Source organism: Rhodococcus sp. AZ1, from assembly GCF_054979605.1.
Genome location: NZ_JBUEQF010000005.1, coordinates 156,452 through 180,151 on the forward strand (window position 1 = coordinate 156,452; position 23,700 = coordinate 180,151).

20 protein-coding genes and 1 pseudogene are annotated in these 23,700 nt (G+C 68.4%); 7 read left to right on the forward strand and 14 right to left on the reverse strand.

Features of this window, described 5'->3' with window-relative positions:
• Positions 1-26: 26 nt before the first annotated feature.
• Together ACY48E_RS08325 and ACY48E_RS08330 are read right to left on the reverse strand one after the other, a co-directional pair.
• The gene (locus tag ACY48E_RS08325; RefSeq protein WP_462871675.1) at positions 27-1,769 is read right to left on the reverse strand and encodes an ABC transporter ATP-binding protein; all 1,743 of its coding nucleotides are present in this window, start codon (positions 1,767-1,769) and stop codon (positions 27-29) included.
• Positions 1,766-3,514: an ABC transporter ATP-binding protein gene (locus ACY48E_RS08330; RefSeq protein WP_462871676.1), complete on the reverse strand. Its 1,749-nt coding sequence runs from the start codon at positions 3,512-3,514 to the stop codon at positions 1,766-1,768. The genes ACY48E_RS08325 and ACY48E_RS08330 overlap by 4 nt, the downstream gene beginning before the upstream one ends.
• A gap of 130 nt (positions 3,515-3,644) precedes the next feature.
• Between ACY48E_RS08330 and ACY48E_RS08335 the strand changes: the two genes are divergently transcribed.
• Positions 3,645-3,950: a type II toxin-antitoxin system VapB family antitoxin gene (locus ACY48E_RS08335; protein ID WP_462871677.1), complete on the forward strand. Its 306-nt coding sequence runs from the start codon at positions 3,645-3,647 to the stop codon at positions 3,948-3,950.
• Here ACY48E_RS08335 and ACY48E_RS08340 read toward each other — a convergent pair.
• Positions 3,929-4,321, reverse strand: coding sequence for a hypothetical protein (locus tag ACY48E_RS08340; protein ID WP_462871678.1), 393 nt, complete (start codon positions 4,319-4,321; stop codon positions 3,929-3,931). The two genes, ACY48E_RS08335 and ACY48E_RS08340, sit on opposite strands and share 22 nt — an antisense overlap.
• Positions 4,322-4,348: 27 nt before the next feature.
• Positions 4,349-5,572 carry a radical SAM family heme chaperone HemW gene (hemW, locus tag ACY48E_RS08345; RefSeq protein WP_462871680.1) on the reverse strand — a complete coding sequence of 408 codons (1,224 nt, stop codon included), beginning with the start codon at positions 5,570-5,572 and terminating at the stop codon, positions 4,349-4,351.
• A 328-nt stretch (positions 5,573-5,900) separates the two neighbouring features.
• On the opposite strand from hemW, the gene ACY48E_RS08350 reads away from it, so the two are divergent.
• The 4 genes and pseudogenes from ACY48E_RS08350 to ACY48E_RS08365 all read left to right on the forward strand — a co-directional run.
• Positions 5,901-7,598 carry a nitrite/sulfite reductase gene (locus ACY48E_RS08350; protein WP_462871681.1) on the forward strand — a complete coding sequence of 566 codons (1,698 nt, stop codon included), beginning with the start codon at positions 5,901-5,903 and terminating at the stop codon, positions 7,596-7,598.
• 20 nt (positions 7,599-7,618) lie between these two features.
• On the forward strand, positions 7,619-8,359 hold the full coding sequence (locus ACY48E_RS08355) for a phosphoadenylyl-sulfate reductase (RefSeq protein WP_462871682.1): 741 nt from the start codon (positions 7,619-7,621) through the stop codon (positions 8,357-8,359).
• Between the two features lie 44 nt (positions 8,360-8,403).
• Complete coding sequence (cysD, locus tag ACY48E_RS08360) at positions 8,404-9,333, forward strand: sulfate adenylyltransferase subunit CysD (protein ID WP_462871683.1); 930 nt, start codon at positions 8,404-8,406, stop codon at positions 9,331-9,333.
• Positions 9,333-10,886 (forward strand): annotated as a pseudogene (locus ACY48E_RS08365) (sulfate adenylyltransferase subunit 1); the annotation flags it as partial. The gene cysD and the pseudogene ACY48E_RS08365, both read left to right, overlap by 1 nt.
• Before the next feature lie 179 nt (positions 10,887-11,065).
• Here the strand turns inward: ACY48E_RS08365 and ACY48E_RS08370 are convergent.
• From ACY48E_RS08370 to ACY48E_RS08395, 6 genes are all read right to left on the reverse strand, one after another.
• The gene (locus ACY48E_RS08370) at positions 11,066-12,088 is read right to left on the reverse strand and encodes a sulfate/molybdate ABC transporter ATP-binding protein (protein WP_462871684.1); all 1,023 of its coding nucleotides are present in this window, start codon (positions 12,086-12,088) and stop codon (positions 11,066-11,068) included.
• Entirely contained in the window at positions 12,085-12,888 is an 804-nt protein-coding gene (gene cysW, locus ACY48E_RS08375; RefSeq protein ID WP_462871685.1) for a sulfate ABC transporter permease subunit CysW, read from the reverse strand. The genes ACY48E_RS08370 and cysW overlap by 4 nt, the downstream gene beginning before the upstream one ends.
• Positions 12,885-13,706 carry a sulfate ABC transporter permease subunit CysT gene (cysT, locus tag ACY48E_RS08380; protein ID WP_462871686.1) on the reverse strand — a complete coding sequence of 274 codons (822 nt, stop codon included), beginning with the start codon at positions 13,704-13,706 and terminating at the stop codon, positions 12,885-12,887. The genes cysW and cysT overlap by 4 nt, the downstream gene beginning before the upstream one ends.
• 2 nt (positions 13,707-13,708) lie before the next feature.
• On the reverse strand, positions 13,709-14,722 hold the full coding sequence (locus tag ACY48E_RS08385) for a sulfate ABC transporter substrate-binding protein (protein ID WP_462871687.1): 1,014 nt from the start codon (positions 14,720-14,722) through the stop codon (positions 13,709-13,711).
• A 112-nt stretch (positions 14,723-14,834) separates the two neighbouring features.
• The gene (locus ACY48E_RS08390; protein WP_462871688.1) at positions 14,835-14,924 is read right to left on the reverse strand and encodes an Ms4533A family Cys-rich leader peptide; all 90 of its coding nucleotides are present in this window, start codon (positions 14,922-14,924) and stop codon (positions 14,835-14,837) included.
• Positions 14,925-15,079: 155 nt separating this feature from the next.
• Entirely contained in the window at positions 15,080-15,277 is a 198-nt protein-coding gene (locus ACY48E_RS08395; RefSeq protein WP_462871689.1) for a hypothetical protein, read from the reverse strand.
• Positions 15,278-15,345: 68 nt separating this feature from the next.
• Between ACY48E_RS08395 and ACY48E_RS08400 the strand changes: the two genes are divergently transcribed.
• Positions 15,346-17,349, forward strand: a complete 2,004-nt coding sequence (locus ACY48E_RS08400) for a glycoside hydrolase family 15 protein (RefSeq protein WP_462871690.1) — start codon at positions 15,346-15,348, stop codon at positions 17,347-17,349.
• A 36-nt stretch (positions 17,350-17,385) separates the two neighbouring features.
• On the opposite strand, the gene lepA is transcribed toward ACY48E_RS08400, so the two are convergent.
• Complete coding sequence (gene lepA, locus ACY48E_RS08405) at positions 17,386-19,239, reverse strand: translation elongation factor 4 (protein WP_462871814.1); 1,854 nt, start codon at positions 19,237-19,239, stop codon at positions 17,386-17,388.
• 174 nt (positions 19,240-19,413) lie between these two features.
• Here lepA and ACY48E_RS08410 point away from each other — a divergent pair, with 174 nt between their 5' ends.
• Complete coding sequence (locus tag ACY48E_RS08410; RefSeq protein ID WP_462871691.1) at positions 19,414-19,989, forward strand: type II toxin-antitoxin system PemK/MazF family toxin; 576 nt, start codon at positions 19,414-19,416, stop codon at positions 19,987-19,989.
• A 12-nt stretch (positions 19,990-20,001) separates the two neighbouring features.
• On the opposite strand, the gene ACY48E_RS08415 is transcribed toward ACY48E_RS08410, so the two are convergent.
• From ACY48E_RS08415 to ACY48E_RS08425, 3 genes are read right to left on the reverse strand one after another with little or no spacing between them, the layout of a single operon-like run.
• Positions 20,002-20,844 carry a transglutaminase family protein gene (locus tag ACY48E_RS08415; RefSeq protein ID WP_462871692.1) on the reverse strand — a complete coding sequence of 281 codons (843 nt, stop codon included), beginning with the start codon at positions 20,842-20,844 and terminating at the stop codon, positions 20,002-20,004.
• Complete coding sequence (locus tag ACY48E_RS08420) at positions 20,841-21,812, reverse strand: alpha-E domain-containing protein (protein ID WP_462871693.1); 972 nt, start codon at positions 21,810-21,812, stop codon at positions 20,841-20,843. The genes ACY48E_RS08415 and ACY48E_RS08420 overlap by 4 nt, the downstream gene beginning before the upstream one ends.
• A complete protein-coding gene (locus ACY48E_RS08425) occupies positions 21,812-23,524 on the reverse strand; it encodes a circularly permuted type 2 ATP-grasp protein (RefSeq protein WP_462871694.1) in 1,713 nt (570 codons plus the stop codon). The genes ACY48E_RS08420 and ACY48E_RS08425 overlap by 1 nt, the downstream gene beginning before the upstream one ends.
• Positions 23,525-23,700 lie beyond the last annotated feature (176 nt).

The window sequence follows — 23,700 nt, forward strand, 5'->3', positions numbered from 1 at the left end:
TTGATCAACGTCCTCGAGCAGTACAGCTAGCCGGACCCCGACCACGCGGCCCACATCGCCGCGTACGGGCCTGTGCCGGTGACGAGTTGATCGTGCGTGCCGATTTCCACGATCCGTCCCGATTCCATGATGGCGACGCGGTCTGCGTCACGCGCTGTCTGGAGGCGATGGGCGATGGCGATGACCGTGCGGCCCTCGAGCGCCGCAGCGAGCGCCCGTTCGGCCACCCGCGCGTTGACGGGGTCGAGCAGGCTGGTCGCCTCGTCCAGCACAACCGTTCGGGGGTCGGCGAGTACAACCCGCGCCAGGGCCAGTTGTTGAACCTGCCCTGCATGCAGACGCTCCCCGCCGTCTCCGACCACGGTGTCCAACCCCAACTCCAGATCGTCGAGCCAGTTCGCGCCCACCGATCGCAGAGACTCGGCGAGGGTCTCGTCGTTCGCCGACGGCGCGGCCAGGCTCAGGTTGTCCCGCAGCGTGCCGTGAAAGATGTGCTGCTCCTGAGTGACCCGCAGGATGTGCTTCTTCACCTGTTCCGGCGGCAGGTCGAAGACGTTCACACCACCAACCGTGACGACACCGCTGCGCGGCTCCTCGTCGCCGGAGATCAACATTCCGAGGGTGGACTTCCCGGCACCGGACAGCCCCACCAGCGCCACACTTTCGCCGCCCGCGACGCGAAGGGACACGTCACTCAGGGCGTCCTCATGCCCGTAGGAGAAGCTCACGTGCTCGACGCTGACCGTGTCGTCGGCGGGAACCTCGTCGGTGTACCGGGGCGGAGGCTTCGGTGCGCCCACACCCGCGACACGGGCGAAAGATGCCGCACATGCCTGCAGTTGCTCGATGTAGATCAGCAGCGTCTGGGTCGGTTGAGCCAACTGCTGCATGTAGAGCGTCACCGCCACCACGGCTCCCACGCTCGACACCCCGGACGTGGCCAGCAGTGCCCCGACCAGCAGCACCAGTCCCGTGGGAACGGCCACCGAGATGTCCACGCTCGGGTAGAAGACGGTGCGCAGGTTCAGGGTGCGTCGCGCGGTTCGACGAGCGTCCTCGATGGCGGCGTCGCAGGCCACCAGCCGCTGGTCCTCGAGGCCCAGCAGTTCGATGGTCCGGGCACCCCGCATCGTCTCGGCCAGCTGCGTGGCCAGACCCGTCACCGCTGCGCCCTGATCCAAGTACGCCCGCGGTGCCCGTCTCAGGTACCACCGGGTCGCGAACGTGATGCCGACCAGTCCGGTCAGGCCGATGACCCCGAGCAGCGGATCGACCAGAACGGCCGCCACAACGATCAGCACTCCCTGCGCCACAGCGACCGCGGACTGCGGGATCGCCTCTCGCAGTGAGTTTCCCACCACCGGGATGTCGCTGATTCCGCGCGCGGTCAGGTCGCCGGTTCCGTGCCGCTCGACCACCCGGGTGGGGACACCGAACGCGCCGTCGAGGAACTCCTCGCGGATCGATGCCTGGGTCCGTTCGCCGAACCTGGTGCCCACCAGACTCGCCCACCGCGTGAGCACGAGTTGGGCGCAGGCCAGCACCACCAGCGCCAGTCCGAGCCGGTCCACCCGGTCGGCGAGGGTGGAATCGGTGACCGCATCGATGATGCGGCCGATCAGGAACGGGCCACCGAGGGCAGCGACCGACGCCAGTACCGTCGTGACGATCAGGAGGGCGAGCCCGGCCTTGTCCCTGCTCAAGACTCGGCGGGCGGCCTTCCAGGTTTGTGCGCGGTCGGCGATCGGGAGAGCTGGATCGGTGCTCATCCGCCCACCTCCGCCGCGTCATCCCCGCCGCGGTGCACGAGGTGGCGGTAGTCGGGCTGGTGCAGGAGCTCCTCGTGCGAACCGGACAGGGTGGGGCCCTGACTCCTGAGGAAGTACACGACGTCGGCGCAGACCAGCATCAGCGGGGAGGTGGTGGCGACCACGGTCTGACGGCCCTCCCGATGCGCTCGAAAGCGTTCGGCCACAGCGGCTTCGGTGTGCGCGTCGAGCGCCGACGTCGGCTCGTCCGCGAGCAGCACGGCAGGATCGTGCAGCACCGCGCGTGCCAGTCGCACGCGTTGACGTTGACCACCGGAAAGGTTCGATCCGCCGGCCTCGATGCGGCCCGCGAGTCCCCCGGGCAGGCTGGTGAGGAGGTCGTCGGCTGAGGCCGTGTGCAGTGCGGCGAGGACCTCGTCGTCGGAGGCCTCCCGGCGTCGGCTGCGCACCACCGATGCGAGGGTTCCTGCGAAGAGTTCGGCGTCACTTTCCGCCAGGAGCACTGCCCGGCGGAACCGGGCTGGAGCTGGATAGGAAACACCGACGCCGCCCCACGTCACCGGGCCGGGTTCGACCCGTCCCAGGCGGTTGAGCAGCGCGGTGGCTGCGGCGGGGGAATCGCTCGCCACGCACACGGAGGCTCCGGGCGGCACGCGGATCCCCGTGGTCTGGTCGACCAAGTCGGTCGGCGTGGACGGCAGATGGAACGAGGACGCAGCGTCCTGCGGGGAGGGTCGAGTGCTCAGGAACGCGATGATGCGCCGGGCGGAGACGATGCCGCGGCCCAGCATGTCTCCGCCTTCGATGAGCGCGGTGACAGGTGCGACGAGGGCGGCGGTGTACCCGTAGACGGCGACCAGATCGCCGGGCGAGATCTCACCACGCGAGACCAGCCGAGCCGCCAGCCACGTGACGGCAGCGAGAAAGATGGCCGGCAGGCCCACGGCAACGGCGTCGACCCAACTGGTCACCGACGCCACGCGGTAGCCACGATGCAGAAGCTGGTCGGACGTCTCGCTGAAGCGGCGACGGTAGCGGTCCTTGCCACCGAACGCATTCAGCACCCTCAGCCCCGCCATCGAATCCACCAGCTGGGACGTGAGAGCCCCCTCAGCAGTGCGGTAGGACTCCTGCGACTCGATCACCCGCCTCATGACCGGCCCGACGACGACAACGATCACCGGGATACCGAGCCCGGCGACCAACGCCACCGGTGCGGACACACCGAGCAGCAGGATCCCGATCACCCCGTAGGCCACGACCGCACCCACACCCGGGCCGGTGACGGTGAGGGAGGTGCTGGCGCGAGCCACATCGCCGAGTCCGATCGTGGCCAACTGGCCGGAATCGACCTGCCGGCGCAACTCCAACCCCAGCTGCATGGCGTGCCGAACCAGGATGCGGTTGAGCAGGTAGGAACCCCGTATCCGCATCTGGCTCATCGTGCGGTGCCGAGCGACGGCCAGCACGGCACTGAGTGCGCCCGCACCAACCACAGCCGCCGACCACGCCGCGACGCGCAGGGGCGGGGCGCCTCCGAGAAGGTCCTCGATGGCCTTGGACAGCAGAAACGTCGGCAGAGCGAGACCGACCATCCACAAGGTCGCGTACACCGAACCCGCCGCCACGCGCCATGGCTGACACCGTGCCAGCCACAGGAGGAAACGCAGCGGGCCGCGCAGATCCGGTGCCGGATGAGTCGCTGGACGTTCGCGTTCGCCGTGCACGTTGTCATGTTCACCCACGATGCGACCACCCGGGACGCCGGGAGCCCCGTGAACCCCCGACTCCCCGGAAACTCGCGCGATTCGATCTCGACAGGGGCCGAGGCGGTTCACGGCAACAGGACCCCGCGCCCGAACTAGGGTGGGGCAGGTGATCTTCAAAGGCGTCCGAGACGGCAAGCCCTACCCCGACCACGGGCTCTCTCTGCGCGACTGGTCGAAGATCCCGCCCCGGCAGCTGCGGCTCGACGAGATCGTCACCACCACCAAGGTTCTCGAACTCGACCGACTGCTCTCCGAGGACAGCACGTTCTACGGCGACCTGTTCCCGCACGCGGTCAACTACCGCGGCGTGATCTATCTCGAGGACGGGCTCCACCGCGCCGTCCGCGCCGCTCTGCGCAACCGCGTCGTCCTGCACGCGAGGGTCTTCGACTACGACGCTCTGGCCGGCTGACGCAACGCCCGCACGCCCAGGCCTGCGCCGACGGCGCTCAGCGGCACCCAGATCGCACGCTCGACCGGTGAGCGCGAGGCCGCATTGGCCAGGACCCCGACTCCGGCGAACGCTGTGACACCGATCAGCACGCGGCGTCGCGTGGGAGCGGTCACCAGGCCGGGGACGCCGAGGCTGGCCGCAGCGCCCGCCCACGCCGCGGCGGCAACTGCGCTGGCCGCACGCATCCGCGCCGGGAGCACCCCGCGATTCGTGCCGCCCCAGGCCGCGGCGCCCCACGGCGCACCCAGCGCCAGGGCGGCCTGGAACCCGGCCAGGCCGACACACCACGCTGCCGGTACGGGTTCTGCGGGGCTGGTTCGGATGGTCATCGACTCATCCAACACCGACGAGGCCGCTCAGCTCAGCACATCGCGAATCACGCCGTCGGCGAGCAGGCGTCCGCGGTCGGTGAGCACCCACCGCTGCCCCTCACGAACGAGCAACCCGTCGGCGACGGCACGGTCGGCGCGCCGCACCTCCTCCGGGCTCAGATCCGACGCGGACAGCCCCGTTCGCAGGCGGGTGGTCAACATCACGCGTTCGAGGTGGATGTCGTCGGCGCTGAGCACCTCCTGCTCGGCGACCGGCAGCACCCCGTCCGCGAGCATCTGCGCGTAGCGAGCAGGGTGCTTGACGTTCCACCACCGTGTGCCGCCCAGGTGCCCGTGCGCTCCGGGACCGGCGCCCCACCATGTGCCGCCGTCCCAGTACCCGAGGTTGTGGCGACAGCGTGCGGCGTCGTCGCGCGCCCAGTTCGACACCTCGTACCAGCTCAGACCGGCGGCGGTCAGGGTCGCGTCGATGCGCTCGTAGCGGGCAGCGAGCACGTCGTCGTCGGGGGCGGCGATCTCCCCCCGTCGAACACGACGGGCCAGGGCGGTGCCGTCCTCGACGATGAGCGCGTACGCCGAGACGTGGTCGACGCCGGCATCGAGCACTGCGGCGAGGGTGTCGTCGAGATCGGTGTCGGACTCGCCGGGCGTGCCGTAGATCAGGTCGAGGTTGACGTGGTCGAACCCCGCCACGCGCGCCTCCCGCGCCGCCACCACCGGCCGTCCCGGCGTGTGGGTGCGATCGAGGATCTCGAGCACCGCGGGGGCGGCGGACTGCATGCCGAGGGAGATCCGCGTGTATCCCGCCGCACGCAGGTCGTCGAAGAAGGCCCGCGAGGTCGACTCGGGATTGGACTCGGTGGTCACCTCTGCGTCCGCGGCGAGGGAGAAGCTCGAGCGCACGGCGCCGAGCACCGCGGCCAGACCGTCGCCGCCGAGCAGCGAGGGCGTCCCACCCCCGACGAACACGGTGTCGGCGACGGGTACCGGCGATCCGGTGGCGGCGATCGCGGCTGCCGCGAGATCGAGTTCGCGGCGCACACCGTCGAGCCACGACTGCGGTGAGGCGGACGTGCCCAACTCCCCGGCGGTGTAGGTGTTGAAGTCGCAGTACCCGCAGCGAGTCGCGCAGAACGGCACGTGCACGTACACCCCGAAGGGCCCGGTTCCGACGGGATCGGCGGGCAACGTCAACGCGACGGGATCGGCGGGCAGCGTCAACGCGACGGGAACAGCGGGAGTACTCATCGGAACCAGTCTCCCACCGCAGCGACCCGGAGCCCGACGGCCATTTCCCGAAGTTCTCTATTTCCCGGAAATTTTCGGGAAATTGGGTACCGGAGGTTCGTCGGCCTCTCGGTGCGTGGCAGAATCGACGCCATGACCTCCCGCGGCGTCCCCCTGGTGCAGCGACGCCACGTCGATCTGGGTCGGGTCAGCAGCTGTCTGAGCGCGTACCGCTGATTCGCCCCGCCCGCACCACCCGGCCGGTCGACACGGCAGGGTGAGCGCTGTTTCTCGCGTCGCCCGCCGATCGGCCCCACAGGCACCCGACACGTACGGAGAACCTGCTCACATGACGCAGACAACACCCGAGACCACGCCCGCTCGCCGGGCACGCCCGGTCAAGCGCAAGGCCGAGGGACAGTGGAAGCTCGGCTACCGCGAGCCGCTCAACGCCAACGAACAGTCCAAGAAGGACGACAACCCGCTCAACGTGCGCGCCCGCATCGAGAACATCTACTCCAAACAGGGCTTCGACAGCATCGACAAGGGCGACTTGCGCGGTCGGTTCCGCTGGTGGGGGCTCTACACCCAGCGCGAGCAGGGCTACGACGGCACCTTCACCGGTGACGACAACATCGACCTGCTCGAGGCGAAGTACTTCATGATGCGCATCCGATGCGACGCCGGAGCGTTGAGCGTCGAGCAACTGCGCACCCTCGGGCAGATCTCCACCGAGTTCGGACGCGACACCGCCGACCTCTCCGACCGCGAGAACGTGCAGTACCACTGGATCGAGGTGGAGAACGTCCCGGAGATCTGGCGTCGCATCGAAGCCGTCGGGTTGCAGACCACCGAGGCGTGCGGCGACTGCCCCCGCGTGGTGCTCGGCTCCCCGCTCGCGGGTGAATCGCTGAACGAGGTGCTCGACCCCACCCCCGCCATCGACGAGATCGTGCGCAGGTACGTGGGCAAGAAGGAGTACTCGAACCTGCCGCGCAAGTTCAAGAGCGCGATCTCCGGGCAGCAGGACGTGGTGCACGAGATCAACGACATCGCGTTCATCGGGGTGAACCATCCCGAGCACGGCCCGGGTCTTGATCTGTGGGTGGGCGGCGGCCTGTCCACCAACCCGATGCTCGCCCAGCGCGTGGGTGCCTGGGTGCCCCTCGACGAGGTACCCGACGTGTGGGAGGCCGTGGTCAGCCTCTACCGCGACTACGGCTACCGGCGCCTGCGCACCAAGGCGCGCCTGAAGTTCCTGGTCAAGGACTGGGGCATCGAGAAGTTCCGCGAGGTGCTCGAGACGGAGTACCTGGGCCGCAAACTCATCGACGGTCCCGCGCCCGAGAAGCCCACCGCCCCCATCGATCACGTTGGGGTGCAGAAGCTCAGGAACGGCCTCAACGCCGTCGGGCTCGCCCCCATCGCCGGCCGCGTCTCGGGAACCATTCTCTCCGCGGTGGCCGACGCCGCCGAGCGGGCCGGGTCGGATCGCATCCGCTTCACTCCCTACCAGAAGCTGATCGTCCTCGACGTGGCCGACGACAAGCTCGAGTCGTTCATCGCCGAGATGGACGCCCTGGGCCTGCCCAGCCGGCCCAGCGTATGGCGTCGAAACCTGATGGCCTGCAGCGGAATCGAGTTCTGCAAGCTCTCGTTCGCCGAGACCCGCAAGCGCTCGCAGGTGCTGGTGCCGGAGCTCGAGCAGCGCCTCGCCGACATCAATTCCCAGCTCGACGTGCCGATCACCGTGAACATCAACGGCTGCCCCAACTCGTGCGCTCGCTCCCAGATCGCCGACATCGGGTTCAAGGGCCAGTTGATCGACGACGGTGCGGGCAACCAGATCGAGGGTTTCCAGGTGCACCTGGGCGGCAGCCTCGGGTTCGACAGCGCATTCGGGCGCAAGCTGCGCCAGCACAAGGTGGCCAGCACCGAACTCGGCGACTACATCGAGCGCGTGGTGCGCAACTTCGTCGACCAGCGCACCGAGGGTGAGCGCTTCGCCCAGTGGGCGGTCCGCGCCGCCGACGCCGACCTGCAGTGACCGACTCAGGAGCACCGACCATGACCTCTGACCTGCACCGACACCTCACCGAGGACCAGCTCCGTGAGATCGCCGCCCGCGGCGCCCGCGACCTCGACGGCGCGAGCGCGCAGGAGCTGATGCGCTGGACCGAGGACACCTTCGGCTCGGACTTCATCGTCGCCTCCAACATGGAGGACGGGGTGCTGGTGCACCTGGCCACGCAGGTGCACCCCGGCGTGGACGTGCTCTTCCTCGACACCGGCTACCACTTCGCCGAGACCATCGGCACGCGCGACGCCGTCGGATCGGTGTACGGGGTGAACATCGTCAACGCGCGCGCCGAGGCCACCGTCGCCGAGCAGGACGCCGCCGAGGGCAAGGACCTGTTCGCCCGCGACCCCTCCCGCTGCTGCGCACTGCGTAAAGTCGCACCGCTGCGCACCACCCTCGCCGGCTACAGCGCATGGGTCACCGGCATCCGCCGCGTCGAGGCCCCCACCCGCGCCAACGCTCCCCTCATCTCGTTCGACGACGCGTTCGGGCTGGTCAAGATCAACCCGATCGCCGCGTGGTCCGACGAGCAGAAGCAGGCCTACATCGACGAGCACTCGATCCTGGTCAACCCCCTCATCGACGACGGCTACCCCTCGATCGGATGCCGGCCGTGCACCACGAAGCCGGCGCCGGGCGCCGATCCGCGCAGTGGGCGCTGGGCCGGCACCAGCAAGATCGAGTGCGGCCTGCACGCACCCATCTCGGGCCCCGGCGGGATCGCGTGAACACAGCCACACCAGACGTGACCCACGGCACACCCACACCAGACGTGACACACGGCGCTCCCACACCAGACGTGACACACGTCGACGAGCTGCGGGCACTCGAGGCCGAATCGGTGCACATCATCCGCGAAGTGGTCGCCGAGTTGGAGAGGCCGGTTCTGCTGTTCTCGGCCGGCAAGGACTCGATCGTGCTGCTGCGCCTGGCGGAGAAGGCGTTTCGGCCCGCTCCGCTGCCGTTCCCGGTGCTGCACGTCGACACCGGCCACAACTTCCCGGAGGTCATCTCCTTCCGCGATCGCCGCACCGCCGACCACGGACATCAGCTGATCGTGGCGTCGGTGCAGGAGTCCATCGACAGCGGACGCGTGCAGGAGGTGGGCGGTCCCAGCGGATCGCGCAACCGGCTGCAGACGCGCACTCTGCTCGATGCACTCGAGAAGGGCGGTTTCGACGCCGCGTTCGGCGGGGCCCGACGCGACGAGGAACGCGCCCGCGCCAAGGAGCGCGTGCTGTCCTTCCGCGACGAGTTCGGCCAGTGGGACCCCCGCGCGCAGCGCCCCGAACCGTGGACGCTCTACAACGGCCGCATCAGGCGTTGTGAGCAGGTGCGGGTGTTCCCGCTGAGCAATTGGACCGAACTCGACATCTGGCGCTACATCGAGCTCGAGAACCTCGAACTGCCCTCGATCTACTTCGCCCACCAGCGCGAGGTGTTCGAGCGCGACGGGATACTGCTGGCCACATCGCAGTTCACAGCCCCGGCCGACGGCGAGACGGCCACCACCGAGTGGGTGCGTTACCGCACCGTCGGGGACCTGACGATCACCGGGGCCGTTCGCTCGACGGCGACGACCATCGATCGCGTCATCGCCGAGATCTCCGCTGCCACGGTGTCCGAGCGCGGTGAGACCCGCGCCGACGATCGCACGTCCGCCGCGGCGATGGAGGATCGCAAACGGGAAGGCTACTTCTGATGACCGTCACCACCGGCGCGCCCGGGACCGCAAGCCCGGTGGGGGTACGGCAGCTGCTGCGCATCGCCACCGCGGGATCGGTCGACGACGGCAAGTCGACCCTGATCGGGCGCCTGTTGCACGACACCGATTCGCTGCCCCTCGATCACCTCGATGCCGTCACCGACGGCGACGGGGTGGCCGACCTCGCCGCACTGTCCGACGGGCTGCGCGCCGAGCGCGAGCAGGGCATCACCATCGACGTCGCCTACCGCTTCTTCGCCACCGAGACCCGCAGCTACATCCTCGCCGACACTCCCGGACACGAGCGCTACACGCGCAACATGTTCACCGGCGCCTCCAACGCCCACGTCGCGATCCTGCTGGTCGACGCCCGCTCCGGTGTGCTGCGGCAAAGTCGTCGACACGCCCGCATCGCCACCGTCGTCGGTGTCGAGCGCCTGGTGGCCACGGTCAACAAGATCGATCTGATCGACTACGACGAGCGTCGGTTCCGGGAGGTCGAGGCCCAACTCCACGAACTCGGACGCCGCCTCGGTACCGACATCACCGTCATTCCCATCGCAGCTCTCGGCGGTGACAACGTGGTGCACCGCTCCGAGCACACCCCGTGGTACACCGGCCCCACGCTGCTCGGCTACCTCGAGGGCATCGAACTAGACGCACCTGCCGCGGACGCCCACCACCTGCGGCTACCCGTCCAGTGGGTCTCCCGGCCCACCGACGGCGGCCGACGGCGCTACGCCGGCCGCCTCAGCGCCGGCACCCTCACCGTCGGTGACCGCCTGCTGGTGCTGCCCTCGAACTCGACCACCACCGTCACCGCACTCGACACGCTCGACCCGGACCGCACCACCGCAGTGGCACCACTGTCGGTGTCCATCGAGATCGCCGACGACATCGACATCGCTCGCGGCGACACCATCGTCTCCGCACTCGAGCAGGCCGATCGGCCCACGATCGCGCGCGAACTCGACACCACCGTCTGCTGGTTCGCCGAGCGTCCGCTGCGCGTCGGGGACCGGGTGGCGCTCAAACACACCACCTCCACCGTGCGCGCCACGGTCGCGGGGCTGTCGGCGCGGCTGGACCCGGAGACCCTGGACGAGCATCCGGTCGAGAGCGAACTCGCACTCAACGACATCGCTCGCGTCACCCTGCGCACCAGCGCACCCGTCGTCGTGGATTCGTACGCGCACAACCGCGACAGCGGCGCCTTCGTCCTGATCGACGAGCACACCAACGACACCGTCGGAGCCGGCACCATCACCAGCGCGTCCGAGTCGGTGTCCGTCGCACCTGCCGGCGGGTCGAGCGATGGTGCAGCAGTGCACGCCCCCGCCACCTCGGTGTGGCTGACCGGCACGCCCAGCGCCCGCACCACAGCCGTCGCCGAGGCGATCGACCGCTACGCCGCCGCGGGGGGGCGAGCAGCGCACGTGCTGACCGGACCATCGGTCGACGCGCTGGTGGGCTCGGACGCCGGACCGGCGCGGACCGAACGGCTCGCGCACCTGACCCGCGTGCTGGCCGAAGCCCACGTGCTGGCGATCGTGCCCGCCACCGAGGTCACCGACGAGGCACGGGCGGTGCTGACCGACGGCGGTGTCGACGTGGTCGCCGTGACCGTGCACCCGGAGAATCACCCCGACGCCGCGGACGTGGACGCGTCCGCCCGCGCGGTACTCGAGGCCATCACCGCGACCTGAGTGAGCCCCGCATCGCCATCGGGTCAGCCGACGGCGGTAGTCGCCCTCGTCGCGCGCACGTACACCGCGTCGCCGGGTTCGAGCACCAGCGCCGCGGCATCACCGCGGGTGATCTGAGCGAAGAACAGCTCCCCCGTCGCGGCGTTGAGCAACTCCACACGTACCTCGAAACCGAGGTGGACCACGCGCTGCACGGTCGCCTTGATCACGTCGGCCGAGTGGGTGGCGCCGCTTCGCTCGTCGACCCGCGCCAGTTCCGGCGTACGACCCAGGCGAATGTCGTGTGGGCGCACCAGCTGTCCGTTGAGCTTGGACACATCACCGAGGAAGGTCATCACGAATTCGGTGGCCGGGCGATCGTAGAGGTCCTGCGGTGTGCCGACCTGTTCGATCCGGCCCTTGTTGAGCACGGCGATGCGATCGGCGACGTCGAGCGCCTCCTGCTGGTCGTGCGTGACCAGCACTGTGGTGACGTGCACGTCGTCGTGCAGGCGTCGCAGCCAGGTGCGCAGATCCGCGCGTACCTTCGCGTCGAGAGCACCGAACGGCTCGTCGAGCAGCAGCACCTGCGGGTCCACCGCCAGCGCCCGAGCCAGCGCCATGCGCTGACGCTGTCCACCGGAGAGCTGTGCGGGATAACGATCGGCGAACCCCGAGAGGCCGACGATGGTCAGGAGTTCGTCGACTCGCGCGTCGATCTCCTTCTTCGGGCGTTTGCGAATCTCGAGTCCGAAGGCGATGTTGCGCCGCACACTCAGGTGCTTGAACGCCGCGTAGTGCTGGAACACGAACCCGATGTCGCGTTTCTGCGGGCTCACTCGGGTGACGTCGCTGCCCGAGATCAGCACCGCACCCGAATCCAGTTCCTCGAGCCCGGCGATCGAGCGCAGCAACGTCGACTTGCCCGATCCACTCGGGCCCAGCAGTGCCGTCAGCGATCCCTCGGGGATGTCGATCGAGACGTCGTCGAGGGCGGCGAAGTCGCCGTAGTTCTTGCGTGCGTTGCGAACCGAGATCTCGATGCCCACGCTGCCGGAATCGGTCATGTCGAACTCCTCTTGCGGTCGAGAACTGTCATCAGAAGCAACACGATCACCGCGACGATCATCAGCAGGGTGGACGCGGCGTAGGCACCGGCCTGATTGAAGTCCTCGTAGCGGGAGTTCACGAGCAGTGTCAGGGTCTGCGAGACACCGGGCAGGTTGGTCGAGACGATGATCACGGCACCGAACTCGCCGAGCGATCGTGCGACGGTGAGCACCACGCCGTAGGTCAGACCCCACCGGATCGCGGGCAGGGTGATCCGCCAGAAGGTCTGCCAGCCGGTGGCGCCGAGGGTGGCCGCGGCCTCCTCCTGTTCCTGCCCGATCTCGTAGAGCACCGGCTCGACCTCGCGGACCACGAACGGCAGCGTCACGAAGATCGTGGCCAGCACCATGCCCGGCAGGGCGAAGATGATGGTGAGTCCCGACTGCGGCAGGAATGCGAACCAGCCGTTGACCCCCCACAGCAGGATCAGGGAAACGCCGACGATCACCGGTGACACGGCGAACGGGAGGTCCACGATCGCCTCGATGACACCCTTGCCGCGGAACTTCCCGCGCACCAGTGCCAGCGCTGTGATCACCCCGAAGATCACGTTGACCGGCACCACGATCGCCACGATGAGCAGCGAGAGGTTCAGCGCCGACACGGCAGCCGGGGTGGAGATGAGGTCGAAGAACGTGCCGATGCCGTTCTCGAACGTTCGCCAGAAGATGGTGACCAGCGGGAACAGAACGAGCACCGCCAGGTAGGCCAGCCCCACCGTGCGCAGCGTCAACCTGCTCGATGTGCTCTGCTTCACGCGTTGCGCTCCTCTCGCCGGGCGAACCTCGAGCCGATCACCCGCAGCAGGAACAGCACCACGAAGGCGATCAGCAGCAGCACCACCGAGATCGCGGCGGCGTCCACCGGCTGGTCGGTCTCGATACGCTCGCGGATGAGCTGCGACGCCACCTGGGTCTGCCCGGGGACGCTGCCACCGATGAGCACCACCGAGCCGAACTCGCCCAGAGCGCGCGCGAAGGCCAGACCCGCGCCGGTGAGGATGGACGGGATCAGCACCGGCAGCACGATCTTGCGGAAGATGGTCGCGTTGCCCGCCCCGAGGGAGGCCGCGGCCTCCTCGATCTCGGTGTCGAGTTCGATGAGCACCGGCTGCACCGCTCGCACCACGAACGGCAGCGTCACGAACGCCAGGGCCAGGATCACACCGGCCTTGGTGGCGTTGAGCGTGATGTCCACGGGACTGTCGGGCCCGTAGAGCGAGAGCAGCACCAGGCTCGCGACGATGGTGGGCAGCGCGAACGGCAGGTCGATGAGGGCGTTGACGATGCCCTTGCCCGGGAACTCGTCCCGCACCAGCACCCAGGCGATGATCGTTCCCATCACCACGTTGATCGCCGCTGCGCCCACCGACACGATGAGGGTGACCACGAAGGTGTCCACGGCGCGCTGATCGGTGACGGCGTCGACGAACCCCGAGAGCCCGTTGTCGAAGGACTTCGAGGTCATCGCCGCCAGCGGGAGCAGCACCACGATCGATAGCCACAGCACCACCGTCCCACCGGCGGCCAGCCGCGTGGGACTGCGCCGAACGCGTGGTGCGCGCAGCGTCGTCATGGTTACTTCGCGCTCTTGTAGATTGCCGTGATGGCGCCGTTGTCACCGAAGAGGTCGGGATCGACCTTGCTCCACCCACCGAGGTCGTCGATGGTGAACAGCTTTGCGGGCGTGGGGAACTTGGATGCGTACTGCGCTGCCACCGCCGGGTCGACCGGGCGGAACCCGGCCTCGGCCCACACCTTCTGGCCGTCGGCGGTGTAGAGGAAGTCGCTGAGCGCCTTGGCCTTGTCCGCGTGCGCGGCGCCCTTGATCACGGCCACCGGGTTGTCGATGCGGAAGGTGGTGGGCGGGTTGAAGTGCTCGACCTTCTGGCCCTGCTTCTCGAGCAGCAGAGCCTCGTTCTCGTAGCTGAGCAGCACGTCACCCTGACCCTGCACGAACGCCTCGCTGGCCGAGCGACCGGAGTCCGGCTGAATGGGGAAGCGCTTGACCAACTCGGTGATGAAGTTCAACCCGGCCTGCCGATCGACGCCTCCGTTGCTGGCGGCAGCATATGGAGCCAGTAGGTTCCACTTGGCGGAGCCGGAGCTCAGCGGGCTCGGGCTGATCACCGACACGTCCGGCCGCAGCAGGTCCGCCCAGTCCTTGATGCCCTTCGGGTTGCCCTGGCGCACCACGATGGAGACGACGGATCCGAACGGGATGCCCTTGTCGGCCCCGGCGTCCCAACTCGCGTCGACCTTGTCGGCCTTGACCAGTCGCGTCACATCCGGCTCGACGGAGAAGTTGACGATGTCCGCCGGTGCGCCGTCGGCCACCTTGCGGGACTGGGCACCGGATGCGCCGTAATCGGCCTGAATGGTGACGTCCTTGCCGGCGTCGGTCTTGGCGAAGGCCTCGCCGATGGCATCCCATCCGTTCTTGGGAACGGCGTAGCCGATGAGAGTGAGGGTGGTGCCCGAGCCGCCGCCCGACGAGGCACCGACGGTGTCGGAGGCGCCGCCACTGCACGCGGTCAGGGCGAGAACGGTGGCCGTGACGACGGCAGGGAACGCGACGGAACGGAACTTCATGGGTGGGCCTTTCACGCGCACGGGCCATTGCCACGTGGGTTGCAGTGGTGGGTCTTGTCTGAACGCAGGACGGGCACCCGAACCCCCGACAGCGGGACGATTCAGGGGGCGGTCAGCAACAGTCGACGTCGGCGACGTCGAGCACACCCACGGCAATCAACGCCAGCACATGGCGGAAATCGGGGCGTACGGCGACGATCACGTGCGCAAAGGTAGCAGAGCCAGGTACACGTGAGAAATCGGGCGAGACCCGTGAACTCGGCGAACGGAAACCTCGGCTCAGCGGGTGAGGAACCACCCGACCACGATCAGAACCAACAGAACCGCGAGCGTCAGCGTCACGCGCGAGTGCAGCATCTACTCCCCCGCCGTCGTGTCGGCGACCGGCCGAGTCGACCGGCGCACACGCACCGTCTGCACGATGCGGTCGAACACCGTGGCCACTGCGGCCGCGGACGGGACCACCACCAGCAGCACCAGGGCGACCTGCGGCAGGAAGGGCAGTCCGGCCAGCGTCAACTCCACCTGATCCCACCAGTTCGGTACGCCGTTCACGAGAACGACTGTAGTCGCACCCACCTCGGGGGGTGGACGGCGGAAGATCGGCGGGCCAAGGTGGGGTGATGAGCGCGCCCGGACTCCCATCCGTCTCACCCGACGAGCCCATCTCACCCGACGAGCGGTACGAGCTGCCGATGAGCACCCCGTTCCCTCCGATCGACGACTACGCGTTTCTCTCCGACTGTGAGAACACCGCCCTGATCGCACGGAACGGCGCGGTGGAGTGGCTGTGCCTGCCGCGGCCGGACTCACCGAGCGTCTTCGGTGCACTGTTGGACCGCAGCGCCGGGCACTTCAGGCTCGGCCCGTACGGCCGCAACGTGCCCGCAGCCCGTCGTTACCTGCCGGGCGGCCTGATCCTCGAGACGACCTGGCAGACCGAGACAGGGTGGTTGATCGTGCGTGACGCGCTGGTCATGGGCCCGTGGCACAACACCGACGAGCGGTCGCGCAGCCATCGCCGCACCCCCAACGACTGGGATGCCGAGCACTGCCTGGTCCGCACGGTCAAATGCGTATCGGGCACAGTCGAACTCGAACTCAACTGCGAGCCCGCCTTCGACTATCACCGAGCGCGGGCCCGGTGGGAGTACACCGGTTCGGTGTACGAGGAGGCCACCGCCACCGCTGTCGTGGGCGACGGAGCCGGGCACCCGGGCACCACCGGGCACCTGGACACCGCGCTGCGCCTGAACACGAACATGCGGTTGGGGATCGAGGGCGGCGCCGCGCGGGCCCGCACCCGAATGACACAGGGCGAGAACGTGTTCGTGGCGCTGTCGTGGTCACCGCTGCCCGCCCCGGCGACCTTCGCGGAGGCCGCCGCGCGCATGGACCGCACCGCCGAGTGTTGGCGGGAATGGATCACCACGGGACGTTTCCCCGACCACCCGTGGCGCGGATATCTCCAGCGGAGTGCGCTCGCGCTGAAGGGCCTGACGTACGCGCCGACCGGCGCGCTCATGGCCGCGGCCACCACCTCGCTTCCGGAAACGCCAGGGGGCGGCCGCAATTGGGACTACCGATACACCTGGGTGCGCGATTCGACCTTCGCGCTGTGGGGCCTGTACACCCTCGGACTCGACCGTGAGGCCGACGACTTCTTCGCCTTCATCTCCGACGTCTCCCGCGGCCCCGACGGCACGCTCGTCCCGCTCCAGGTGATGTACGGGATCGGCGGGGAGTACTCGCTGCCCGAGTCCGAACTTCCCCACCTGTCCGGGTACGAGGGGGCCTCGCCCGTGCGGATCGGCAACGGCGCGTTCGATCAGGTTCAGCACGATATCTGGGGAACCATGCTCGACTCGGTGTACCTACACGTGCGCTCACGCGGTCAGGTTCCCGAAGCCCTGTGGCCGCTGCTGCGCATGCAGGTCGAGCAGGCCATCGCGCACTGGCGCGAACCCGACCGCGGCATCTGGGAGGTCCGGGGGCAGCCGCAGCACTTCACGTCGTCGAAGATCATGTGCTGGGTGGCACTGGACCGTGGCGCGAAACTTGCCGTCCTGCACGGGGAGACGCGCTACGCCGAACAGTGGACGGCCATCGCCGACGAGATCCGGGCCGACGTTCTCACCCACGGCGTCGACTCGCGCGGGGTCCTCACCCAGCGGTACGGCGACGACTCGCTCGATGCGTCCCTGCTCCTGGCAGTGCTGCTGCGGTTCCTGCCCGCCGACGACCCCCGCATCCGAGCCACCGTCCTGGCCATCGCGGACGAACTCACCGAGGACGGTCTGGTGCTGCGCTACCGCACCGACACCACCGACGACGGCCTGTCCGGACACGAGGGCACCTTCACGATCTGCTCGTTCTGGCTGGTGTCCGCGCTGGTGGAGATAGGCGAACTCGATCGCGGCAAGAGCCTGTGCCACCGTCTGCTCGGCTACGCCAGTCCGCTCAAGCTCTACGCCGAGGAACTCGACGCGAGCACCGGACGGCACCTGGGCAACTTCCCCCAGGCGTTCACCCACCTGGCGCTGATCAACGCCGTCATGCACGTCGTTCGCGCGGAGGAGAGCCAGGGCATCGGCCACTTCCGTCCCGCCCACCGGCACGGCGGGTGACCACCGCCCGGTCGCGCGGCGGGTGAGACTGCCCGACTACTTCTTCTTGTCGGCCGTGGACTCGGTCGACAGAGCCGCCACGAAGGCCTCCTGAGGTACTTCTACGCGACCGATGGTCTTCATCCGCTTCTTGCCGGCCTTCTGCTTCTCGAGCAGCTTGCGCTTGCGGCTGATGTCACCGCCGTAACACTTGGCCAACACATCCTTGCGGATGGCCCGAATGTTCTCGCGCGCAATGATCTTCGAGCCGATGGCGGCCTGGATCGGGATCTCGTACTGCTGCCTCGGGATCAGGTCCTTGAGCCGCAGGGTCATCTTGTTGCCGTAGGCACCGGCGGCGTCCTTGTGCACGATCGCCGAGAACGCGTCGACGGCCTCACCCTGCAGCAGGATGTCGACCTTCACCAGATCCGCGGTCTCCTCGCCGATCTCCTCGTAGTCCAGGCTCGCGTACCCGCGGGTGCGCGACTTCAGGATGTCGAAGAAGTCGAAGATGATCTCCGCCATGGGGATGGTGTACCGGAGTTCCACGCGTGTCTCGGAGAGGTAGTCCATCCCCCCGAGCTCACCGCGACGGCTCTGGCACAACTCCATGATCGATCCGATGAACTCGCTGGGCGAGATGATCGTGCACCTGACCATGGGCTCGTACACACTGCGGGTCTTGCCCTCCGGCCAGTACGACGGGTTGGTGACGACGTGCTCGGACCCGTCGTCCATCTCCACCCTGTACACCACGTTCGGCGAGGTCGAGATCAGATCGAGGTCGAACTCCCGCTCGAGGCGCTCGCGGGTGATCTCCATGTGCAGCAGGCCCAGGAACCCGCATCGGAACCCGAAGCCCAGGGCCACGGACGTCTCCGGCTCGTAGGTCAGGGCGGCGTCGTTGAGCTGCAACTTCTCGAGTGCGTCGCGCAGATCGGGGTAGTCCGAACCATCGACCGGATACAGGCCGGAGTACACCATCGGCCGCGGCTCGCGGTACCCGGTGAGCGGTTCGGTGGCGCCCTTGCGAGCAGTGGTGACGGTGTCGCCGACCTTCGACTGGCGCACGTCCTTCACGCCCGTGATCAGGTATCCCACTTCCCCGACACCCAGGCCCTGCGTGGCCTTCGGTTCGGGCGAGACGATGCCCACCTCCACCAGTTCGTGCGTCGAGCCGGTGGACATCATGGTGACCTTCTCGCGCGGCATGATCCGCCCGTCGACCACCCGCACGTAGGTGACCACGCCGCGGTACGCGTCGTACACCGAGTCGAAGATCATCGCCCGGGCCGGACCGTCGGGGTCGCCGACGGGCGCGGGTACGGACGAGACCACCTCGTCGAGCAACTCGCCCACACCGACGCCGGTCTTGCCCGACACCCGCAGCACCTCCTCGGGCTCGCACCCGATGATGTGAGCGATCTCGGCGGCGTAGCGATCCGGATCGGCCGCAGGAAGGTCGATCTTGTTCAGGACCGGGATGATCGTCAGATCCTTGTCGAGGGCGAGGTAGAGGTTCGCCAGCGTCTGCGCCTCGATGCCCTGCGCGGCGTCCACCAGCAGGACCGCCCCTTCGCACGCCTCGAGCGCGCGGGAGACCTCGTAGGTGAAGTCCACGTGGCCGGGAGTGTCGATCAGGTGCAGAACGTGCTCGCGGCCGGCGTGCTCGCCGCTGGTCGGTACCCACGGCAGGCGGACGTTCTGCGCCTTGATGGTGATGCCGCGCTCACGCTCGATGTCCATCCGGTCGAGGTACTGGGCGCGCATCGACCGGTCGTCGATCACACCCGTGAGCTGCAACATGCGGTCGGCCAGTGTCGACTTGCCATGGTCGATGTGCGCGATGATGCAGAAGTTCCGAATCCGGGCGGGATCGGTGAACGTGATGTCGGCGAAGCTACTGATGGGGTACTCCTCCGTGACGGCGCTGTGTCCGTGACGACTCGGCGGCGGCCGCGAGTGCGGTCTGAGACCGCGATCTCGCGCGCGGTCCACCCCCACAATATCGGCCCGAGCGCGGTGGCGGTCCACGGACGGTGCGCGGTCGCGATACCGGCGACGACCGCTAGCCTTGTGCCCATGGCAGGGATCTGGAGCACTCTGGGAAAACTGGCGCAGCAGCACGGACCGACGCTGTTGCGTCAGATCCAGCGCTCGGGCGCCCTCGACAGGATCACCACCGCGATCGGTGGCGGTGCGGGCTCGTCCGGGCCGAGTTCCTCCCAACCGGGCCCGTCGCATGCCGGTGGGCGCCCGGTCTCGTCCACCGCACTGCCGACCTCGTCCACGGCCCGGCACATCGAGTACTCCCCCGACCTCGACGGCAAGGCCGATCCGGGGGAGATCGTGTGGACGTGGGTGACCTACGAGGAGGATGCCGGTCAGGGCAAGGACCGGCCCGTGCTGGTGGTCGGGCGCGACGGATCGTCGCTGCTGGGGCTGATGCTGTCGAGCCAGTCGAGCCGCGACGGGAAGCACGGATGGTTGGCTCTGGGGTCCGGCAACTGGGACGCTGCGCATCGCCCGAGCTGGGTTCGCCTCGACCGGGTGCTCGTGGTTCCCGAGGAGGGCATCCGCCGCGAGGGAACGATCCTGTCGGAGGAGCGATTCCGCATGGTCGCCGACCGTCTGCGTAGCGACTACTCCTGGAAGTAGGCGCACCCGGCGTCAGGCCAGCCGAGTGATCTCGACCACCACGTCCAGTTCGGTGGAACTGCCACCGGAGAAGATGCCCTTCAGCGGCGGCACGTCCGCGTAGTCCCGGCCGATACCCACCGACACGTGCTGGGTTCCGATCGGCGTCGCATTGGTGGGGTCGTACCCCCACCACGAGCCCGTCCACGCTTCCACCCACGCGTGCGACTGTCCCTCGACCGTCGCGCCGACCACCGCGTTCTTGCGCGGGTGCAGATACCCCGAGACGTACCGCGCGGGGATCCCGACGCTGCGCAGCATCAGCAGCGTCAGGTGCGCATAGTCCTGGCACACACCCTTGCGCTCACCCCACGCCTCGACGGCGGAGGTGTGCACGCCGGTGGTTCCCGAGACGTACTTCATCTCCGCGTGCACCCACCCCGCGATCGCGACGACGGCGTCGTAGGGCTCGAGTCCGCGCGCGAGGCGGCGCGCCACCGCCGCCAGGGGACGATCGACCGGCACGTAGGCCGTGGCTCCGAGCAGTTCGTCGAACCGATCGATCACCGCGGTGCTGGACAACTCGTCCCAGGTCCACGATTCCTCGGGCGGGGTGAAGGCCTCGGTCTCGACCACCGAGGACCCGGCCACCTCGAGGGCCGTGTGCGGGGCATGCAGGTCGAACGCGGTCACCGCGGTGCCCCAGTAGTCGGTGTACCGGTAGGACCGGGTGGCCGGATCGGTCTCGACTCGGTTGAGGATCACGTTCTGACGGTTGTCGCTGCGCGGGGTCAGACGAGCCTCGTTGAACGACGAGGTCACCGGCGCCGCGTAACTGAACCCGGTCGTGTGCACCACCCGCAGGCGCCAGCTCATACCTCACCCTCCAACTGCACATCGTCCGAGCTCACACCGGCGCCGGTCCACGCCACCCACGGCGCGGCATGGAAGTACTGCTTGGAGATCGCCTCGCCGATCTCCCGGCACGCCTCCTGCAGACCCATCAGTCGATCCTGCAGATCCTCGAGCAGTACACCCGGCTGCAGGAACTCCAGTTCGCTGCGCGCCCGGCCCAGCAGGCGCTGCGCCTCCGCGCGGGCGCCGACGCGGCTGTTCGGGCTCAGGTCCAGCCGCTCGAGCGCGTGCTCGGCCTGGGTCAGCGCGTAGAACACCGACCGCGGGAACAGTCGATCGAGCAGCATGAACTCGAGCACGCGCTGCGCGTCGAGGGCACCGCGGTAGGTGCGCAGGTAGGTGTCGTGGGCACCGGCCGAGCGCAACACCGTCACCCACGCGGGCGACGACGGGCGATCGCCGGCGCGGGCGAGCAGCAGCCGCACCGTCATGTCCACACGTTCGACCGAGCGTCCGAGAATGAGGAACCGGTAGCCGTCGTCGCGGCTGAGGGTGGAGTCCGACAGCCCTGCGAACATCGCCGCCCGCTCCTCGATGAAGCTGAAGAACTCGTGCGGGCCCAGCCGTTTCGACGCCCGGATCCGGTCACCGAGGGCGTTGTAGGTGGTGTTGAGGCACTCCCACATTTCGCTAGAGGTCACCTCGCGGGCGCCGCGGGCGTTCTCCCGGGCGCTCGAGAGGGAGTCGACGATCGAGCCCACCCCGTCACGCGAGAACGCCACCAACTCCGTCAGCGACCACACGTCCAGGCGCGTCTCCGGCAGCTCGAACCCCAGCACCCGCAGCAGCACGCGCGAGGTGTGGTCGGGGTCGACGGTTGCGTCCTCGAGAAGTTGGTGGACGGTGATGTCGAGAATGCGGGCGGTGTCGTCGGCGCGCTCGACGTACCGGCCGATCCAGTACAGCGACTCCGCGTTGCGCGCGAGCATCAGCACTCACCCGCCGCGGCCCGAGCCTGCTGTTGTTGTTGCTGCTGTTGTTGTTGCTGCTGTTGCTGTTGCTGCTGGATCTGTTGGATGCCGCTCAGTTCGGGGCCCTGCTCGGCCATCGGCGCGGCAGGCGGATCACTGACGATCTCCTCGCCGCCCAGCTCACGCTCGGATTCGGTGGCCGTGCGGCCGGCCAACACCCAGGTGTCCTTGCTGCCGCCACCCTGACTGGAGTTGACCACCAACGACCCCTCCGGCAGCGCAACACGGGTCAGACCACCGGGCAGCACCCACACGTCGTCACCGTCGTTGACGGCGAAGGGGCGCAGATCCACGTGCCGCGGAGCGAGATGATCACCGATCTTGGTGGGAACCGTCGACAGCTGCACCACCGGCTGCGCGATCCATCCGCGCGGATCGGACCGGATCTTCTTCGAGATGGCGTTCAGCTCTCGCGGCGACGCGTCGGGTCCGAAGACGATGCCGTATCCGCCCGACCCCTCCACCGGCTTGATCACCAGCTCAGCCACCCGATCGAGCACTTCCTCGCACTCGTCGGGCAGCCAGCACCGATAGGTGTCGACGTTGGCCAGCAGCGGCTTCTCACCGAGGTAGTAGTCGATGATCGTGGGAACGTAGGTATAGGTGAGCTTGTCGTCGCCGACACCGTTGCCGACGGCACTCGAGATCACCACGTTCCCGGAGCGGGCGGCATTGACCAGCCCCGCCACACCGAGCACCGAGTCCGGGCGGAACTGCATGGGGTCGAGGAAGTCGTCGTCGATGCGGCGGTAGATCACGTCGACCTGCCGTTCGCCCTCGGTGGTGCGCATGTAGACCTTGTTGTCACGGCAGAACAGGTCGCGCCCCTCGACCAACTCGACGCCCATGAGCCGCGCGAGCAGGGAGTGTTCGAAGTACGCGGAGTTCGCCACACCAGGGGTCAGCACCACCACGGTGGGGTCGGCCTCGTTGACCGCCGCGGCCGCTCGCAGTGCGCGCAGCAGATGAGTCGCATAGTCACCGACCGCTCGCACCTTGTGCGTCGCGAAGAGGTTGGGGAACACCCGGGCCATCGTGCGCCGGTTCTCCATCACGTAGGACACCCCGGACGGGCTTCGCAGGTTGTCCTCGAGAACCCGGAACGTGCCTTCGGCGTCACGAATGAGGTCGATGCCCGCAACATGGATCCGCACGCCGTTCGGCGGGGTGATCCCGAACGCCTCGCGGTGGAAGTGCTCGCAGGAGGTGACCAGCCGCTTGGGCACCACACCGTCGCGCAGGATCTCCTGATCACCGTAGATGTCCGCGAGGAACATCTCGAGCGCCTTCACCCGCTGCTTGATGCCCTTCTCGAGGCGCGACCACTCGGCCGCCGCGATCACGCGCGGCACCTGATCGAGCGGGAACGGCCGCTCCTGACCGGACAGCGAGAAGGTGATGCCCTGGTCGACGAAGGCCCGCCCGAGGGCCTGCGAGCGGGCGTCGAGGTCGGCGGCGTCCTGCTGCGCCAATGCCTTGTGAATGCCGCGGTACGGGGCTCGCAGACCACCCGAGCCGTCGAACATCTCGTCGTACGCCAGGTCGTACTTGCCGATGTCGGCGTACCCGTCGAACACGCTCGGTGCCTCGCGTGATCCCCGCGCGGAGTTCTTGCGTGCAGCCGCCGCGGTGGCTTTGGTGCGCGGCACTGTGGTCGATCGCGGACTCATGGGGCTCATGTTGCCCCACCCACAGAAATTCGGCAGGGCGGAGATTCGGCAGGGCGGAGATTCGGCAGGGCGGAAATTCGGCAGGGCGGAAATTCAGCAGGGCCGACGATTCTCACCGCCACCGAGCTTCGGCCCCGCGGCCGCGCAGCCGGCACTCGCGGCCGAGCAGACGGCTG